The organism is Cryobacterium ruanii (genome assembly GCF_004404055.1).
GTDB classification, from domain to species: domain Bacteria; phylum Actinomycetota; class Actinomycetes; order Actinomycetales; family Microbacteriaceae; genus Cryobacterium; species Cryobacterium ruanii.
Genome location: NZ_SOHK01000015.1, coordinates 236,611 through 254,844 on the forward strand (window position 1 = coordinate 236,611; position 18,234 = coordinate 254,844).

Annotated in this window: 10 protein-coding genes; 3 read left to right on the forward strand and 7 right to left on the reverse strand. The window is 65.8% G+C overall.

Annotation, left to right across the window (positions count from 1 at the left end):
• Nucleotides 1–118 precede the first annotated feature (118 nt).
• Nucleotides 119–2,419: an FdhF/YdeP family oxidoreductase gene (locus tag E3T47_RS10760; protein WP_134556056.1), complete on the forward strand. Its 2,301-nt coding sequence runs from the start codon at nucleotides 119–121 to the stop codon at nucleotides 2,417–2,419.
• 6 nt (nucleotides 2,420–2,425) lie between these two features.
• Here E3T47_RS10760 and fdhD read toward each other — a convergent pair whose 3' ends face one another.
• The 5 genes from fdhD to E3T47_RS10785 form a co-directional block, all read right to left on the reverse strand.
• Nucleotides 2,426–3,280 (reverse strand): formate dehydrogenase accessory sulfurtransferase FdhD, encoded by an 855-nt coding sequence (fdhD, locus tag E3T47_RS10765; RefSeq protein ID WP_134556057.1) that lies wholly within the window; start codon nucleotides 3,278–3,280, stop codon nucleotides 2,426–2,428.
• A 131-nt stretch (nucleotides 3,281–3,411) separates the two neighbouring features.
• Nucleotides 3,412–4,530, reverse strand: a complete 1,119-nt coding sequence (moaA, locus tag E3T47_RS10770) for a GTP 3',8-cyclase MoaA (protein WP_134556058.1) — start codon at nucleotides 4,528–4,530, stop codon at nucleotides 3,412–3,414.
• 133 nt (nucleotides 4,531–4,663) lie between these two features.
• Nucleotides 4,664–5,881, reverse strand: a complete 1,218-nt coding sequence (fdhA, locus tag E3T47_RS10775) for a formaldehyde dehydrogenase, glutathione-independent (RefSeq protein ID WP_134556059.1) — start codon at nucleotides 5,879–5,881, stop codon at nucleotides 4,664–4,666.
• A 179-nt stretch (nucleotides 5,882–6,060) separates the two neighbouring features.
• Nucleotides 6,061–8,145, reverse strand: coding sequence for a PhoX family protein (locus E3T47_RS10780; protein ID WP_134556060.1), 2,085 nt, complete (start codon nucleotides 8,143–8,145; stop codon nucleotides 6,061–6,063).
• 141 nt (nucleotides 8,146–8,286) lie between these two features.
• Nucleotides 8,287–9,468 carry a glycerate kinase gene (locus E3T47_RS10785; RefSeq protein ID WP_134556061.1) on the reverse strand — a complete coding sequence of 394 codons (1,182 nt, stop codon included), beginning with the start codon at nucleotides 9,466–9,468 and terminating at the stop codon, nucleotides 8,287–8,289.
• A gap of 235 nt (nucleotides 9,469–9,703) precedes the next feature.
• Here E3T47_RS10785 and E3T47_RS10790 point away from each other — a divergent pair, with 235 nt between their 5' ends.
• Entirely contained in the window at nucleotides 9,704–9,976 is a 273-nt protein-coding gene (locus E3T47_RS10790) for a hypothetical protein (RefSeq protein ID WP_134556062.1), read from the forward strand.
• On the forward strand, nucleotides 9,973–13,470 hold the full coding sequence (locus E3T47_RS10795; RefSeq protein ID WP_134556063.1) for a DNA polymerase III subunit alpha: 3,498 nt from the start codon (nucleotides 9,973–9,975) through the stop codon (nucleotides 13,468–13,470). Before E3T47_RS10790 ends, E3T47_RS10795 begins: the two co-directional genes overlap by 4 nt.
• Before the next feature lie 79 nt (nucleotides 13,471–13,549).
• On the opposite strand, the gene E3T47_RS10800 is transcribed toward E3T47_RS10795, so the two are convergent.
• Nucleotides 13,550–15,829, reverse strand: a complete 2,280-nt coding sequence (locus E3T47_RS10800) for a transglycosylase domain-containing protein (RefSeq protein WP_166805694.1) — start codon at nucleotides 15,827–15,829, stop codon at nucleotides 13,550–13,552.
• Between the two features lie 762 nt (nucleotides 15,830–16,591).
• Nucleotides 16,592–18,067 (reverse strand): flotillin family protein, encoded by a 1,476-nt coding sequence (locus E3T47_RS10805; protein WP_134556065.1) that lies wholly within the window; start codon nucleotides 18,065–18,067, stop codon nucleotides 16,592–16,594.
• Nucleotides 18,068–18,234 lie beyond the last annotated feature (167 nt).

Consider the following 18,234-nt stretch of genomic DNA (forward strand, 5'->3'; position numbering starts at 1 on the left):
CTCTGAAACTCTGCGAAGTACAGACTATATGAACGGTTCGAAGGATTTCTCTCTCGGATTCACCACCCATTTCGCGGTTCGGGGAAATTTCCCCTCGTCGGCAAGGCAGGATAGATCTATGACACGCTCAGCTCCGATCGAAGACATCAACGAAGATAACCTCGTTGTCACCAAGCCCAAAACCCATGCGGCGGGCGTCGAAGCCGTCGTTGTAGCGCTCGATCGGGGCATCGCCCAGGCCGGTATCGCGCGCACCGCCCGGTCACTGCTTCGCCTGAACCAGCGCGACGGCACCGACTGCCCCGGATGCGCGTGGCCGGAGTCCCAGGGACACCGCAAGACCGCGGAGTTCTGCGAGAACGGCGCGAAGGCTGTCGCGGAGGAGAGCACGCTGCGCACGGTGACGCCGGAGTTCTGGGCCAAGCATTCTATCGCGGAGCTCGCCACCAAGACCGAGTACTGGCTCGGCAATCAGGGTCGGATCGCGCACCCCGTCGTGATTCGCCCGGGCGACACGCACTACTCGCAGATCTCCTGGGATGACGCCTTCGAGCTCATCGGCGAGCAGATTCGCGCCACCGTGCCCGACCGCACCGTCTTCTACACCTCCGGCCGCACCGCTAACGAGTCGGCGTTCATGTACCAGCTGTTCGCCAGGTCGATCGGCACCAACAACCTGCCAGACTGTTCCAATATGTGCCACGAGTCCTCGGGCTCGGCGCTGAACCCCACGATCGGCATCGGCAAGGGTACGGTCTCGCTCGAGGATATCCACCAGGCCGAGCTCATCCTGGTGGTCGGCCAGAACCCGGGTACCAACCATCCGCGCATGCTGTCGGCCCTGGCCCAGTGCAAGGACAACGGCGGCAAGATCGTGGCCGTCAACCCCCTGCCCGAGGCTGGGCTGTTCAACTTCATGGATCCGCAGACTCCCAAGGGCGTCGTGGGCAAGGGCACCAACCTGGCCGATGAATTTTTGCAGATCAAGGTCGGCGGTGACCTGGCCCTGTTCCAGGCGCTCGGGCACCTGCTGCTCGAACACGAGGCGCTCGTGCCCGGGTCGGTCGTCGACCAGGAGTTCGTGGCCGCGAACACCGACGGAATCGAGGCCTATCGCGCGGCCCGCTCGGTCATCGACTGGGCGGAGACGAAGAAGGCCACGGGGCTGGACCGCGCCGCGATCGAGACCGTGGCGCAACTGCTCGTGGCGAGCAAGGCCACCATCATCTGCTGGGCGCTTGGTCTGACCCAGCAGCCACACTCGGTGAACACCCTCAAGGAGATCATCAACCTGCTGCTACTGCAGGGCAACTTCGGCAAGCCCGGCGCCGGCGCGTGCCCGGTACGCGGCCACTCCAACGTGCAAGGCGACCGCACCATGGGGGTGTGGGAGAAGCCGAAGGAGGCCATGCTCGCCGCTCTCGACGCCGAATTCGGTATCGTGTCTCCGCGGGAACACGGACTCGACTCCGTCGACACGGTGGATGCCTTCGTGCATGACCGCGTGGACGTTTTCGTCTCGATGGGCGGCAACTTTGCCCTCGCCTGTTCCGACACCGACATGCTCGAGAAGGCCATGCAGCGTGTCGGCCTCACAGTGCACGTCTCCACCAAGCCCAACCGGTCGCACGTGATGCACGGCAGGATCTCGCTCATTCTGCCGACGCTCGGCCGCACGGATACCGATGACAAGCATCCGTCTGGCCGTCAGGTGCTGTCGGTGGAGGACTCCATGTCGGTCGTGCGCACAACCCAGGGTCGCCTGGACCCGGTGTCGGAGCACCTGCTCGCCGAACCGGTGATCATCGCCCGCATGGCCCACGCCACACTCGGCGACGACCACCCGGTCGACTGGAAGGCGATGGCCGAAGACTACGACGTCGTTCGCGACCACATCTCCCGCGTCGTACCCGGCTTCGATGACTTCAACGCCCGCCTCAAGACGAAGAACGGATTCGTGCTGCCCAACCCGCCGCGCGACACCCGCAGCTTCGCCACCGACATCGGACTGGCCCGGTTCACGGTGAGCCCGATCGAGTACCTGACGGCACCCGAGGGCCACCTGATTCTGCAGACCATCCGCAGCCACGATCAGTACAACACCACGTTTTACGGGCTCGACGACCGCTACCGCGGCATCAAGAACGCCCGCCGTGTCATCCTCATCCACGAAGACGATGTCACAGAGCTGGGCTTCGCCGACCGCGATATGGTCGACGTGATCAGCACGTTCCGAGGCGTAGAGCGTCGCGCCGACACGTTCCGCCTCGTGGTGTACCCCACGCCAAAGGGATGCGCGGCTGCGTACTTTCCCGAGGCGAACGCGCTCATGCACCGCGAGCTCGTGGCCCGCGAATCCAACACCCCCGGCTACAAGGCCATGACGGTGCGCTTCGTGCCGGCCGGTACCGCCGCCTAGTTTGAGCTAGGCGGCGTGAACGCTACGCTGTGCGTCGACGATGCGGTCGCCGCCGGCGTAGATGACCATGGAGTTGCCGCGGAGAAAGCCGACCAGGGTCATGCCGACCTCGACGGCGAACTCCGCGGCCAGTGACGACGGTGCCGATACAGCGGCGAGTACCGGGATGCCCGCCATCAGGGCCTTCTGGGTAAGTTCAAAACTCGCCCTGCTCGACACCATGAGCACGGTGCCGGTCAGCGGTAGCCTGTTCTCTTTGACCGCCCACCCGATGACCTTGTCTACGGCATTGTGCCGGCCGACATCTTCGCGCAGAACGAGGAGTTCGCCGGTGGCAGCATCGAAGAGTCCGGCCGCGTGAATGCCACCGGTCTTCTCGAACACGTTCTGCCCCGCTCGCAGTTTTTCGGGAAAAGTTGTGAGCGATTCGGCAGTTACTCGCACCGGGTCATCCGCTATTTTGAAGGTTGATTTGGTGCGCACCGCATCGATGCTCTCTTTGCCGCAGAGACCACAGGAACTGTTGGTCAGCAGCGAGCGTTCCAGACTCGGTGCGGGCGGCGTGACACCGGCGCCGAGCGTGACGTCGAGCACGTTGAAGGTGTTGACGCCGTCTGCAGTCGCGCCGGCGCAGTAGCGGGCGGAGTTGAAATCGTCGCCGCGGGTAATGACACCTTCAGAGACCAGAAAACCGGCCGCGAGGTCGATGTCATTGCCCGGGGTGCGCATTGTGACGGCCAGGCGGCGGCCGTTTACTCGAATTTCCAACGGTTCCTCGACGGCGAGCAGATCTTCGCTGGCCAATGGTCGTTCGCCGACGGTAAGCCGGGTGATTTTGCGTCGCGCGGTGATTCTATTCATAACCAAAGTCTGCCACGGGTCGGCATTCGCCGGGGGTGGGTATGTAAAACCGGTAGATTTCGCAACACGCCGGGTCACATTCGCCACAGCTCGGCGTGTCGTTTTCGGCGTAACGTACCCGACCACGTTCATCAGCCGCCGATGTAGGACATTTCGATCTTCTTGGCACCGGAGGCCCTCAGCTCGCTGGTCTTGGCGCTGCGCAGCTGCGAATACCGGTCGGTGCGCTCGCGCCAGAGGTGCGCCATGACCGTGGAAAGCTCAGCGTCGGAGCAGCCGCCGCGCATGAGCGCCCGCAGGTCGTGGCCCTCGGTCGCGAACAGGCAGGTGAACAGCTTGCCGTCGGTCGACACCCGGGCACGGGAACAGGACTGGCAGAACGACTGCGTCACACTCGAAATAACGCCGATCTCGCCGCCGCCGTCCTGGTAGCGCCAGCGGCGCGAGGTCTCGCCGTTGTAGTTCGGGGCGATCTCTTCGAGCGGCAGCTCAGCGTGAATGCGGTCGATGACGTCTTTCGACGTCACGACCGCGCCCATCTCCCAGCCGTTGCTCGTGCCGACGTCCATGAATTCGATGAAACGCAGAATGTACGGGGTGTCCTTGAAGTGGCGCGCCATGGCCAGAATGTCCTGATCGTTTTTACCGCGCTGCACGACCATGTTGACCTTGATCGGGCCGAGTCCGACGGCTTCGGCCACGTCGATGCCGTGCAGCACCTTGGCAACCGGAAACTTGACGTCGTTCATGGTGCGAAACGTGGTGTCGTCGAGCGAGTCGAGCGACACAGTGACCCGCTTCAGGCCGGCATCCTTGAGTGCCTGCGCTTTCACGGCCAGCGCCGACCCGTTTGTGGTGAGTGCGATGTCGATCTCACGCCCGTCGGGAGTGCGCAGCTCGGCCAGCAGGGCGATGAGGTCTTCGATGCCCTTACGCAGCAGCGGTTCGCCGCCGGTCAGCCGAATCTTCTCGACGCCGTGCGCGACGGCGATGCGCGCAAGCCGAGTGAGTTCCTCGAAGCTGAGTAGTTCGTCGTGTTCCATGAACGCGAAGTCCCGGCCGAAGATCTCCTTCGGCATGCAGTACACGCAGCGAAAGTTGCAGCGGTCGGTAACGCTCAGGCGCAGGTCGTGCAGCGGCCGATTCAACCGGTCGGTCACTAACCCGGTCGGCGGTTCGAGGTTCAACGGAATGTCCGCGCGCTCTCGATAAAAGCGCGGCACTGGTTCTGCAAGGTCGATGCCGGTCATGTTTCCAGCCTAAACCTCGCGCCCCGAACGAGCGTGCCAGAACATCGGTTCTAAGCGGATGTTGATACAGGAATGACCCGGCCGGGAGAATTCCCGGGCGGGCCATCCGCTTGCGTGCCGCTAGGCAGTGCCGCTAACCCTTGACGTATCCGTTGGGGTTCAACACGTACTTCGTGGCTGCACCGGCGTCGAATTCGGCGTAGCCGCGCGGGGCGTCTTCCAGGCTGATTGCCTGGGCGTTGACGGCCTTTGCGATCTGTACCTTGTCGTGCAAAATAGCCATCATCAGCTGGCGGTTGTACTTCATCACCGGGCACTGGCCGGTCGTGAAGGACAGCGACTTGGCCCAGCCGAGGCCCAGCCGAATCGACAGCGAACCGACCTGCGCGGCCTTTTCCTTTGCACCCGGATCACCCGTGACGTAGAGACCCGGGATACCGAGGGCACCACCGGCCGCGGTGATCGTCATGAGCGAGTTGAGCACGGTAGCCGGGGCCTCGTGGTCGGCGTCCTTGCCGTGACCGCGCGCTTCAAACCCGACGGCGTCCACTCCGGCGTCGACCTCGGGCACGCCGAGGATCTGCTCAATCTGCTCCCCCGGCTCTCCCTTGGTGAGGTCGATGGTCTCGCAGCCGAAACTGCGGGCCTGGGCCAGACGCTCCGGGTTCAAGTCGCCGACAATGACAACGGCCGCACCGAGCAGCTGCGCCGAGACGGCGGCCGCGAGGCCGACCGGGCCGGCTCCGGCCACGTACACGGTCGTTCCGACGCCGGCACCGGCCGTGTAGGCCCCGTGGAATCCGGTCGGGAAGATGTCGGACAGCATGGTGAGGTCCATGATCTTCTCGAGGGCCTGGTCCCGATCGGGAAACTTCAACAGGTTCCAGTCGGCGTAGGGAACGAGAACGTACTCGGCCTGGCCTCCCACCCAGCCGCCCATGTCGACGTACCCATAGGCGCTGCCCGGACGGTCCGGGTTGACGTTGAGGCAGATGCCGGTCTTGCGTTCCTTACAGTTGCGACAGCGGCCACAGCTGATGTTGAACGGCACCGACACGATGTCGCCGACCTTGATGAATTCGACATCGGGGCCCGCTTCGACCACTTCGCCGGTGATTTCGTGACCCAGCACCAGGTTGCTCGGTGCGGTCGTGCGGCCACGAACCATGTGCTGGTCGGAACCGCAGATGTTGGTGGTCACGGTCTTGAGAATGACGCCGTGCGGCACCTTGCGGCCGACGTTGGCCGGGTTGACGCCCGGTCCGTCTTTGAGTTCGAACGTGGGGTAGTCGATGTCGATGACCTCGACGACTCCAGCGCTCTTGTAGGCAACTGCTCTGTTCCCCGTCATGAATTACCTTTCTCGTTTTCTTCGCGGAGTAAGCCAAACGACCTTCTCCACACTGGGTGAGCGCTGCGATTCTGCTTGCAGCCCCTTTACTTCATCACGAATCTCAGAAATTACAATCAGTCAACTCCCAGTTCGAGGCCCCGGTTCTGGCCTAAGGATCGACCAGAGCGAGGAGCGACTCAGGGCTTCCAGACCTGCACAACGGATGGCCGTGGTCCGGCCCACGCGCCCGCCGGCGCGGCCGCACCCAGCGCAACATAGTCCGGGAATCGGCTGGACTGGGCCGCCCAGCTTCCGTTCTCCCCCGGGTGCTGCACGGCAACATAGACCATCGACTGCTCCGAACGGATGACCGGCCCGCACGTCTCGGCCTGGCGCGGCACCGAGAGAAACTGCTGCACCCGCCCGCGCTCGGGGCCGGTGAGCGGAACCTTGAACAGGCCGTCGCAGAAGCCGATCGTGCTCGGTGCGCCATCGGTGGAGATCCACAGGTTGCCCTCGGTGTCGAATGCCACGTTGTCGGGGCACGAGATGGGTGACACTTTCTCGCTCGGAAAACCGGCGAAGTAGGTGCTCATGTTCGTCTTCGGGTCGCCGCAAACGAGCAGCAGGTTCCAGTCGAAGGTCACCGAGGTAGCATCCGATCCGGTTTCGGTGATCTCCACAATGTGGCCGTCGCGGTTCATCGCCCGCGGATTGGGCTCGGTGGCGCCCTCCTTGCCGGGCAGGCCGCGATCGGTGTTGTTGGTGCAGGCGACATAGATCTTGCCGGTCACCGGGCTCGGCTCGACGTCTTCACAGCGGTCCATTTTGGTGGCGCCGACGGCATCCGCTACCAGGCGGGTGTTCACGAGGGCGTCATCGGTGCTGAAGCCGGGCACCTGGCAGACGCCGTCGATGACGAGCGCCACCCACTGGCCGGTGCCGTCGAACTGGCCGTCGGCGGGAAGCTGGCCGGTGCCGGTGATCTCGGCGGCCGGGGAGTTGCCGGCGAAGCGTGCCACGTACAGGGAGCCCCGGGTGAGTAGGGCCTTGTTGTGGGTACGCGCCTTCGGGTTCTTCTTCTGATCGAAGCGGTCGTAGGAGACGAACTTGTAGAGGTAGTCGAAGCGTTCGTCGTCGCCCATATAGGCGGCGACATGGCCGGTCTTGCCGACGATCACGTTGGCGCCCTCGTGCTTGAACCGGCCGAGCGCCGTGTGCTTGACCGGGGGCTCGTTCGGTGCCTCCGGGTCGATCTCCACGATCCAGCCGAACCGGTTGGGCTCGTTCTCGTTTCCGGCGATGGTGGCGTCGAAGCGGTCGTCGACCTGCTCCCAAAGCCGACCGGTGGGGCGGTTGGCGAGGCCGTAGCGGGCATCCGCTGTGCTGGTACCCGTCGTGCGGAAGTAACCGTTGAAGTTCTCCTCGCCGGAGAGCACCGTGCCCCAGGGCGTGGTGCCGCCCGCGCAGTTGCCGAGGGTTCCGAGCACGGTGCGGCCGGTGGGGTCGGCCTTCGTCTTCAGCAGGTCACTGCCGGCAGCCGGACCGGTGACGGTGAACGGGGTGCTCGCGGTGATGCGCCGGTTGAGGCGGTCGCCCACGCGGTAGGTCCACGGTTGGCCGGCGCGCTTGCGTTCGAGGGCGACCACGGACATACCGTGGGCCATCATCGCCACGCGACGCTGCTCATCCGCTTCGGCCGGTGTCGTGGCCGGTGCGAACATGATGTTCTCGTTGGTGTACTCGTGGTTGGTGACGAGGATTCCGGAGCGCCCCTTGCGCCCCGGACCCTCGAGGATGTCGAGGTAGTCGTTGTTGTAGCCGAACTGGAGCGCCTGCGACGCGGCCGTCTGGTGCGCCGGGTCGAACCGATCGGTGGCGGCGAACAGCGGATCCCCCCAGCGGATGATGGGGTTCCAGGAGTACCCGGTGGGCACGACGAAGGAGTCGACGGCGGCTGGAACGGGCGCGATCGGGGTGAAGGCGAGCCCGCGGCCGGCCGGACCGCCGGGTGCGGCCAGCGAGGGAGCGGTCTGGCCAGACCCCAGCACGATCGCTGCGGCGCCGACGCCCACGCCGACGAGCAGGGAACGGCGGCTCAGGGCCGCGCCGACTATGTCGCGAAAATAGTCGTTCGCGCTCTCGTTGGGCACCGGGTGGAAGCAGGCATCCGCACACTTGAGGTGGCAGGTGACCGCGCTGCGCTTGCCGAGGGTGTGCCCCTCCATGGGAAGCAGCGGCAGCAACGGTCGGCCCTGCGCGGTGGATTCACGGTGCAGCATGGAGCGCTCCTCGGGTCGATGTACGTCGTCGATATTAGCCCCGAACTGGGGGTGGAACTACTCTCTCGCCGTCACCTCTCCAGCGTGAAACCGACAGGTGTCCCGGCGGTGAACCGCAGATGAACGCTTGGTGCGCGAGTTTTACCGGAACGTACGGGAGTGAACGAAGAGGGCGACGGCATGCGCGGTGGTCTCGCGCACGCGTTCGGTGGCGTGAGCCCGCAGGTCGTCGAGGGTCGCCGGTCCGCCGGCGATAGAGAAGGCGGCAGTGACACCGGATGCCGCGGTGTCGGCCGGCGACAACGCCACCCGGCCGGCGATGACGACGACCGGGCATCCTGCCGGGGCGAGACGTGCCACGGCCACGGCCACCTTGCCGCCGAGGGACTGGGAGTCGAAGCTGCCTTCGCCGGTGAGGACGAGGTCGGCGGAGGCCATTGTGCGGGCCAGGCCCATGGCATCCGCTACCAGGGTGCTGCCGGAGACCAGCTTGGCCTGAAGCAGCGGAACGAGGGTGGCCGGCATGCCGCCGGCCGCTCCAGCCCCTGGCCGGTCGGTCATGTCCTCGCCCGTTTCACCCTGCACGATGGCGGCGAGGTGGGCGAGACCAGCGTCGAGCTCGGCGACATCGTGGCGCTGCGCGCCCTTCTGCGGGCCGAATACGGCGGCCGCGCCGGCAGGGCCGCAGAGCGGATTGTTCACGTCCACCGCGATTCGCCAGCGCACCGCGCGGGCGTGCGGGTGCAGTCCGGCCAGGTCGATCGACGCGATCCGGGCCAGGCCCCCACCGCCAGGCGCCACGGGCGCCCCGGCTGCGTCGAGAAAACGCACGCCGAGGCCGGCGAGCAGGCCGGTTCCGCCATCAGTGCTGGCGGAACCTCCGACGCAGAGCAGAATCTCGTCGACCCGCTGGCCGAGCAGTTGGCGGGCGAGCAGGCCGACCCCGAAGGTGTCGGCGCGCTGGGGCTGGGGCGGGGCATCCGCTATCAGGGACAGGCCGTTGGACTCGGCCGCTTCGATGAGCCCGGTGCGCCCGTCGGCGGAGGTGGCGTAGCGAGCTTGTCGGCTGCGACCGAGCGCGTCGACGGTGAGCATGGTGCTGGGCTCGACACCCCAGACGGCCGCGATGGCGTCAAGAGTTCCCTCGCCGCCGTCGGCCATCGGGCAGAGCGTGAGGCGAAGGTCGGGCCGGCCGAGCGCGAGTCCGGCGTCGCGGGCCCCGTCGGCCATGGCGGCGGCGGCATCGGCCGCACTGAGGCTGCCTTTGAACGAATCCGGCGCGATGACGATGGAGAGCGGCTTCACTGCCGAATGATCGTGCATTGGTTCAGGCTAGCCCCGGCTACGACCACGACACGAACGGATGCCCCCAGTTCCCCTCCTCGGGCAATCGCCCGTGGCGCATGTCGGTGGCGTGACATACACTTTTATCTAGAAGACATATTCGATAAAGCTTGGTTTCGATGAGTGTTTGTTCGAACTTATCTCGAGAGTTTTTTAACCATTGCTCATCAGCTTTTTATCTATTTCCACTCGCCACGAGCCTAAGGAGCCCGCCTTGCCCCACATTATTGATGCTCAGGTTGACGTCGAGCTCTCCGCCGACGGTGACCCGCGCGCGTTCATCTGGAATCGGTTTGAACACACCGTCATCGGGCAGCCGCAGGCCGTGTTCAAACGCACCCGGTGGTGGGAGAACGAAGGAATCCCCACCCGCATCGACACCGAACTGTGGCGGCTCGACGCGAGTCGTGGCGGTGAAGAACAGCACCGCTACGACCTGCGCCGCGGCATGGACGGGTCCTGGGTGTTGGCGCTGGACTGGGGATGAACAGCGCACTGGGCACGAGTTTTGCGCACCTGCACGTCGCGAGCGCCTACTCGACCCACTATGGAGTGACACTACCCGAAGCGCTGGCCGAGCAGGCGGCCGCGCAAGGCGCGAATTTTCTTGCCGTGACCGACCGTGACGGACTCTACGGCGCCGTCAAGCACGTGCGGGCCTGCGTGGCCGCGGGCATCCGCCCCGGGCTCGGCGCCGAACTTTGCGTGCACGACGAGGAGTATCGCCCACTCGGCCGGGTGGTCGTGCTCGCCCACGGCCAGACCGAGGGTCGCGGCTACGCCGCACTCTGCCGTGCGGTCAGTGCCGCCCACGCCGGCGGTACTGATCGGCGCGGTACCGGCCAGCGCGGTACCGGCCAGCACGGTACCGGCCAGCACGGCACCGGCCAACGCTCGGCGCTCACGCCCGCAAGCACCGGCCCGAGCATTTCGCGCGCCCAACTGGCCGACCTGGCTGGCCTCGCCTCGCTTACCGTGCTGCTCGGCCCCGACTCCGACGTGGGTCTCGCGATCGCGAGACGCGACAATACGGATGCCGCGGCGCGGCTCGCCCACTGGCAGCGTGCCCTGCCCGCCCAGGCCGTCGTGCTCGAGATCGTCTGTCACCTCGCCGAGAGCGGCACCGTCGGCAGCGTGACCCCGGCCACGCGCATGCTCGCCCTCGCCGAGAAATCCGGGCTGCCCGCAGTGTTCAGCAATGCCGTGCGGTACGGCACCCCCGACGAAGCGGTCACCGCCGACCTCGCCGACGCCGCGCGCTTTCTGCTGCCGCTCGCCGAGCTCGAAACCCCGCAGACCAACGGCCAGGCCTGGCTCAAACCGGCCGGGGCGATGCGCCAGGTGGCCCGCATGATCGTCGACGCCGGCCTGCACGATGACGGGGCACTCGAACGACTGCTGCGTGATACCGAGCAGCTCGCCGACCGCTGTAGCCTCGACCCGGTGAGCGACATCGGCCTCGGCCGGCCACGCATGCCGGAGGCACGCGTGATCGGTGTCACCGGCGATCCGGTCACCGAACTCTGGCGGCGCGCCCGAAGCGGCATCGCCGATCTGTACTCCGCGAGCGGCTCGCGCGCGGTCGAAGCCGCCCATGCCCAGCTCGCCCACGAGATGAAGACGGTCGAACACCTCGGCTTTGCCAGCTACTTTCTCACCGTGTCGCGGGTGGCCGACATCATTCGCGGTATGGGCATCCGTATTCAGGCCCGCGGTTCGGGGGTCGGCTCGGTGCTCAACTACGCGCTGCGCACGTCTTCGGTTGAACCCATCGCGAACGGGCTGCTTTGGGAGCGTTTTCTCTCGCCCCAACGCCAGACGCTGCCCGACATCGACATCGACGTGGAGTCGGCCAGGCGGCACGACATCTACCGCGAGGTCTTTCGTGCCTTCGGCAGCGACCGGGTTTCGCTCATGTCGATGACCAACGCCTACCGGGGCCGCGGGGCCGTGCGCGACGCCGGCCTCGCCCTCGGCCTGCCCGACGCCCAGATCAACGTGATCGCCAAGCAGATGTGGCGGTTCAACGCCCGCGACTTTCGTCGCGCCCTCGAGGAGAAGCCCGAGCTCGGAGCCCTCGCCGCCGAGGTGCGCGAGTCGCAGCAGCTCGACCTGCTGGTCGACCTCACCGCGCGGCTCGACCGGCTCCCCCGGCACATCTCGGTGCATCCCTGCGGCGTGATCCTCTCCGACGCGAGCCTGCTCGACCGCACCCCGGTGCAGGCGAGCGGCATGGGCCTGCCTATGTCGCAGTACGACAAACACGACATGGACCCGATGGGGCTCATCAAACTCGATATTCTCGGCGTGCGCATGCAGTCGGCGATGGCGCACGCCGTCGAAGAGCACCACCGGCTCACCGGCGAGAGCATCGACCTCGACCGGGTGCCGCTCGACGATGCGAAAACTTTCGAGCTCATTCGCTCCACCCGCACCCTCGGCATCTTTCAGATCGAGTCCCCCGGCCAGATGGAGCTCGTCGGCAAGCTGCAGCCCGAGGTGTTCAACGACCTCACGGTGGAGATCTCGCTGTTCCGCCCCGGACCGATGAAGAACAATATGCCGCTCAAGTACCTGCAGGCCAGGCACGGCGAGGTCTCCCCCGACTACATCCACCCCCGGTTCGAGCCGATCCTGCGCGAGACCAACGGCGTCGTCATCTTTCACGAACAGGTCATGCGGCTGTTCGACGAACTCACCGGCTGCGGCCTCGGAAAAGCTGATGTCTTTCGCCGCCACCTGGGTAAGCCAGAACAACTCCCGCAGATTGAGGAGTACCTGCGTGAGAAAGCCCTCGCTCGCGGCTTCAGCGTGAAGGTCATCGACCAGATCTGGACGGTACTGGCCGGGTTCGGCAGCTTCGGCTTCGCCAAGGCGCACGGCGCCGCGTTCGCCCTGCCCACCTACCAGTCGGCCTGGCTGAAAACCCACCATCCGGCAGCGTTCCTGGCCGGGCTGCTCACCCACGACCCGGGCATGTGGCCGAAAGACCTCATCGTCGCCGAAGCCCGGGTGCTCGGGGTGCCGGTGCTCCCCCTCGACGTACAGTCGAGCGCGCTGGACTACCGGGTGGAGGATCTCGCCGACGGGAGCCAGGGCATCCGCTTGGCACTGCCGGAACTGGTCGGCAGCACGGAGGCGGAGCGGGCGCGTATCGCCCGGCACCAGCCGTTCAGTTCGCTGCAGGACTTTCGTGACCGGGTGAACCCCCGGCGACGCACCTTCGAGGCGCTCGCCCGGGTGGGCGCCCTCGACACGTTCATCGGCTACGACCGGGCACGGCGGCACGAACTGCTCGCGCACATTCAGTCGCTGCGCGGCACTGCCGTGGTAATTCGTGCCGACCAGCTCGCGTTCGAGGTAGAGCTGCCGGTGCCGCGGTACTCGGGTGACCGCGCCGGCGCCATCACGTCGCTCGAACTGCGCGGCCGCACCCAGACCGATCTGGAGCTGCTCGACCTGAACCTGGCCGTTTCGACCCACCAGATGACGCGCTTTCACGCCCTGTTCAAAGAGCTCGGAGTGACCCCGGCGAGCGAGCTCGGCAATCTGCCCGGCGGCACCGAGGTACTGCTCGCCGGGGTTCGGCGAGCCACGAACACGCCACCGATGCGTGGTGGCCGCCGTGTGGTGTTCATCAGCCTCGACGACGGCACCGGCCCGGTCTCCAACGTCGTGTTTTTTCACGACGCGCAGGAACGGGTGGGCGGGCAGGTGTTCCAGACCAATTACATGCTCGTGCGCGGTCGCACCCGGCGTTCCGGCGCTCGCGGTGTTTCAGTGACCGGGGAGAATCTCTGGAACCTGTTCGATGTGGCCCGCCAGGTGAAGGAGCGGCATGCCGTTGAACGTGCCGCCGCGCAGGAAGCGGCCAGCGCGGCGGCCTACGCGGCTGAACTAGCCGCGCATCCGTCTGCGCAGTTGTCATCATCGGGTGCCAGTGGCACGCTGCACCAGCTCAATGCGGCGCAGAGCGCCTGAGACAGCTACCGGCCCGTGCTGTTGGCCCGCTGTTGTTGGCCCGCTGTTGGCCGGCTGTTGGCCCGCTGTTGGCCCGACGCTATTGGCCCGGCGGGGCAGGAACCGCGTCGGGCGGGGTAGGCGCGGCCGGCGGGGCAGGAACCGCGTCGGGCGGGGCAGGCGCGGCTGGTGGAGCTGGCGGGGCCACAACCACGGGCGGCGGAATGTACTTGGGGGCTAGTTCCTCGAAGGCGTCACCACCGTACTTGGCGTTGACGACCGACATCACGACCGGCCACATGCGGTGCCGGGCCGTCGCGATCTGGTCCCGCCCAAAGAACTGACGCCGCTGGCTGAGGGTGCCGGTCAGGCTCACCACGGCAACCACCGTGGCCACCTTCGTGCTCGCGCCGCTCATCCAGGTGTCTTTGGCGCCATCCGTCGTTCCTGTCTTGCCGATCATCGGGACCGACGGTCTCGTGTTCGCGTTCGATTGCTGTCCAGTACCCCCGGTCATGACCCGCCGCATGGCGTAGGCCATGCCCGCGGCAACGGTGGAATCGACCGACTGCGAGCAGACCGACGGTGGCACCGGAATCTCGACACCGCCCGGGCCGACGATGCGGTCGATTGCAATCGGCGAACAGGTCACCCCCTTGTTGGCGATGCCCGCAAACGCCACCGCCATGGTGAGCGGTGCGATCTCATTGGTGCCGATAACGGATGCCGCGGACTGCGAGAGCGGGTTGCCGTCGGCCCGGTGCACCCCGAATGCCTCAGCCGTCTTGCGAATGCCGCACAGGTCGAGCCGCTTGGCCATTCCGATGAAGCCGGTATTGATCGAGCCGACCGTGGCCTGCAGCGCACTGTAATTGGCGCCGGATTCGTTTGCATCGTTGCGCGGGTCAAAGCCCTCCTTGTTGTAGTTCTGGGGCCCGAGGCAGCTGTCCTGAAAGATGCCCCAGTTCGCTTTGCGCCTCGAGTCGACCCGCTCGTTGAGGGAATGGCCCTCCTTGAGCCACTCGGCCAGGGTGAAGACCTTATAGGTCGACCCGGGTTGAAACCCGCTCGACCCGCCCTCGGCGTAGTCGGTGGCGTAATTGATGCCGGTGTAGTTGGCTCCGGTCGCCTGCACGGCCGGATCCTGGCTGTAGTCCTTGTTCTGGGTCATGGCGAGCACCCGGCCGGTGCCGACCTGCACGCTCGTGATGACCGCGCCCACGTCACCGCCGGCGTAGACCTTGGGAACCTGCTGGTTCATGGTCGTCACGGCCGCGTTCTGCACGTCGAGGTCGAGAGTCGTGTACACGTCGTAGCCGCCACGCCGAAAGTTGAGCATGCGGGTGGCGGCATCTGCTCCGAACGTGGGATCGGTCTGCAGAATCTTGGTCACGTAATCGCAGAAGAACGCGTTGGCCACCGCCGTCTGGCAGCCCGTGCTCGGCTCGGTGATGACGGGTTCGACCGGAGCCACGACCGCGGCGTCGTAGTCGGCCTGGGTGATCTTCTGGTATCGCAGCATCTCGCGCAGAATGTAGTCGCGGCGCTGCCTGTTGGCGGCGTAGCCGTTGGCGGCCCCGTTGGTCTCGCTCGCGGGCTTGTCGAGCTGAAACTTGACCGGGTTGTTCACGATCGCAACGAGACTCGCGGCCTGGGTCAGGGTCACATTGGCGGCCGTGGTGTTGAAATAGTAGTTGGCGGCGGCCTCGATGCCGTAGACCGTGCCGCCGAAGCCGGTGATATTGAAGTACTGCTGCAGGATGTCGTGCTTGCTGTACTTCTTCTCGACCCCGATGGCCAGCCGCATTTCTCTGAGTTTGCGGTCGGGTGTGGTCTTGGTCGCCGTTGTGTAGCAGGCATCATGCGCACGTTCATCGGTGAGCAGCTCGCATTTTTGCACGAGCACGTTCTTCACGTATTGCTGCGTGATGGAAGATCCGCCCTGGGTGTCGCCCCCGGCTACCGTCGTGGCCGTGGCCCGCAGAGTACCCTGCAGATCAACCCCGCCATGCGCGTAGAACCGGGGGTCTTCTCCCGACACCGCGGCATCCTTCGCGAACTGGCTGATCGCGTCCCAGCCGACCTCGATGCGGTTTTGATCGTAGAACGAGGCGAGAAGTTCGACGGTTCCGTCGCTGCGGGTGGCGAAGATGTCGCTTTTCTGGGAGAGCGGCTCGATGTTCACGTAGCCCGGCAGGTTCTCGAACACCGAGATGGTGTTGGTGGCCGCGAGCCCCGATAGAGCTACGACCGGGGTCACCGACACGGTCACCAGCACGCCGGCCGCTACGCTCATCGCGACGAAACCGAGGAGCCCGCCGACAGCTCCGTGAAATGTCCGACGCCATGACCGGGCCGCGCCGGTTGGAACCTCGGTCACCTGCACCATGTTTACCCCCAGCTAAGTCCATCCGGTGCGAGAGCCCACGCCTGCACATCGCTCCGCGATTAAATGTCATGTTAGTCAGATGCGGGCGCTCATGGGTCGGCCGAGCGATCTAAGAATGTATCGGCTTGATACCGGTTCCCCAGCAGTATCCGGTGAAGGTGCTGGAGGTGGTGAATGCGAACGTTCGGCATTGAAGAGGGATTCATCTTCCTCAAGCCGGCGACACTGCAGCCGGCGAAGGTCGCCGACTAGGTGCATGCCGCGCTTCGCGGCCGCTCCCCGGTATCGCGGTTCGTCAGCCACGAGTTTCTAGCGTCGCAGATCGAGCGGTCCACGCCGGTCTTTAATCGTTCCGTGCCAGACCGGCACATTGATTGACATGGTGCAGCGACACCCGCAGTTCGTGCCGAGCATCGCCGCGCCCGCAGCGGCTTGCGCGGGGTGCTCCGCCGCGACCTTTGTGCGAGTCACCGACCTGCAGAATTTTCCTCGACCAAAACCAGCCACGTCTGCACCGCGAACGGCAGCTACTTCGTGGTGCACACGGTCGATTACCACGCCGACAACAGCTTCAGCGATCAGGGCTGACGCCCGGTCGAAGGCGTTGTCACCGTGTTGTCGGCCCCGTCCACGGTCGTCGCTGCGCGAGAATCGACGGTGCTCGTGGCCGAAGGCTGCAACGTCAACCCCCGCGGCTGCGGTTGCTGTCGCCGCCGATGAAGCAACCGAAGACGTTGCTGACGGTGTTGCCGATTAAGATGCCGAAGGAGTGGAGGAGCGCGTGGCTTCTGACCGCGCCGCAGAAACCGATGTCGGCGTCGAGGCCGCAGCGGCGGGCGAAGCGGGTACGCCGGCCTGCGCGGGCGCGGCGTTCCGCAGCGCGGCTCCCGCCGTGCCGCCAAGCAGCCCGCCCAGCAGGTCCTTGATGCCGATTCCCATAGTGGAGCCGAGCACGGCGTCGACCTCGCTGAAACCCGACGCGACGTTCTTGGAGAGTTGGCTTGCGCCATCCGTTGAAATGACGGTGAGGTGGTCGATGTTACCCATGGGAGCCGCGAGCTCGTGCGCGATCTGCGGCAGCATCTCGACCAGGCGCAGCTGAATGAGTGCTTCGGATTGCTGGGCGACGGCCTCGGCTGACAGACGCGTGGCCGTGGCCTCGGCGGTACCGCGGGCGAGGATGGCGTCGGCGTCGGCCTGGCCCTCGGCGCGGGTGGCCTCGGCGTTGGCAACACGACTGTCGCGATCGGCAGTGGCCTTGGCAACGGATGCCTCGGCGGCGGCGATCGCGGTCACCCGGATGCGATAGGCGTCGGCGTCGGCAATGGCGTTGACCTCGGATTCGAGCTCGGCCTTGCGCAGGCTGGCTCGGCGCTGGGCCGTGAGTTCCTGCTCCTGCACGATGGCCTGCTGCGCCTTCGCCTCGGCGAGGGGCTTCGACGCGGCGGCCTCGGCGGAGGCTTTGTCGGTGTCGAGCTGCAGCGCAGCCTTACGCAGGGCGAGCGTGTTCTGCGCTTCGGCGATGGCCTGTTCGGCGGTGATCAGGGCTTCCTGCGACTCGCGGTTCGCGACGTGCTCGGCCACCTCGGCCTGGCGACGAACCTTGGCCTGCTCGGCACGACCGATGTCGCGGATGTAGTCGTTCTCGTCGGTGATGCCCTTAATCTCGAACGAGTCGACGTCGAGGCCCTGGTTGGCGAGCGACTCGCGGGCAGTGGCGAGCACCGAGCTGCCGAGCTCGTCACGCTTCTGGATGACGGTCATGACGTCGGTCGCGCCGATGGAGGAACGCAGCGAACCGCTCAGCACCTCCTGGGCGAACCCGTCGATGTTCTTGTCCTGCCCGAGGAACCGCTGGGCGGCGGCGCGAATCGACTGCGGGGAGTCCCCAACCTTGACGATGGCCACGGCGTCGACGGAAAGCGTGATGCCATTGCGGTCCTGCGCGACGGCCGTGATCTCGATCGCCCGGCTGCGCAGGCTGATCTTGAACGCCTTCTGGAAGAACGGAGTGATGAACACGCCCTGCCCGTGCACGACGCGCTGGCCGGACTCTTCGAGGGTGGCACCGTCGACGATGGTTTTGCGGCTTTTCTTGCCGGTGATGATGAGGGCCTCGTCGGGCCCGGCGTTCTTATAGATGGTCTTGGCGTAAATCAGGCCGATGAGCAGAACGACAATGATCGTGAAAATGATCCCGGGGATCGGGCTGAACAGAAGATCGAGCATGGGGTCCTTCCGAGGCGCACGGGCGCGTACATCGTTTCCGCGATTCGGTCGCCTGACCGCGGCGCGGAGCTGTGCCTCCAGTCTCGCAGTCCACGACGCAGGATGCTAAAGATGTCGACAATCAGAGCGTAGGGTCGTGACTGTCGTTCGCCCCAGATCGGCCGGTT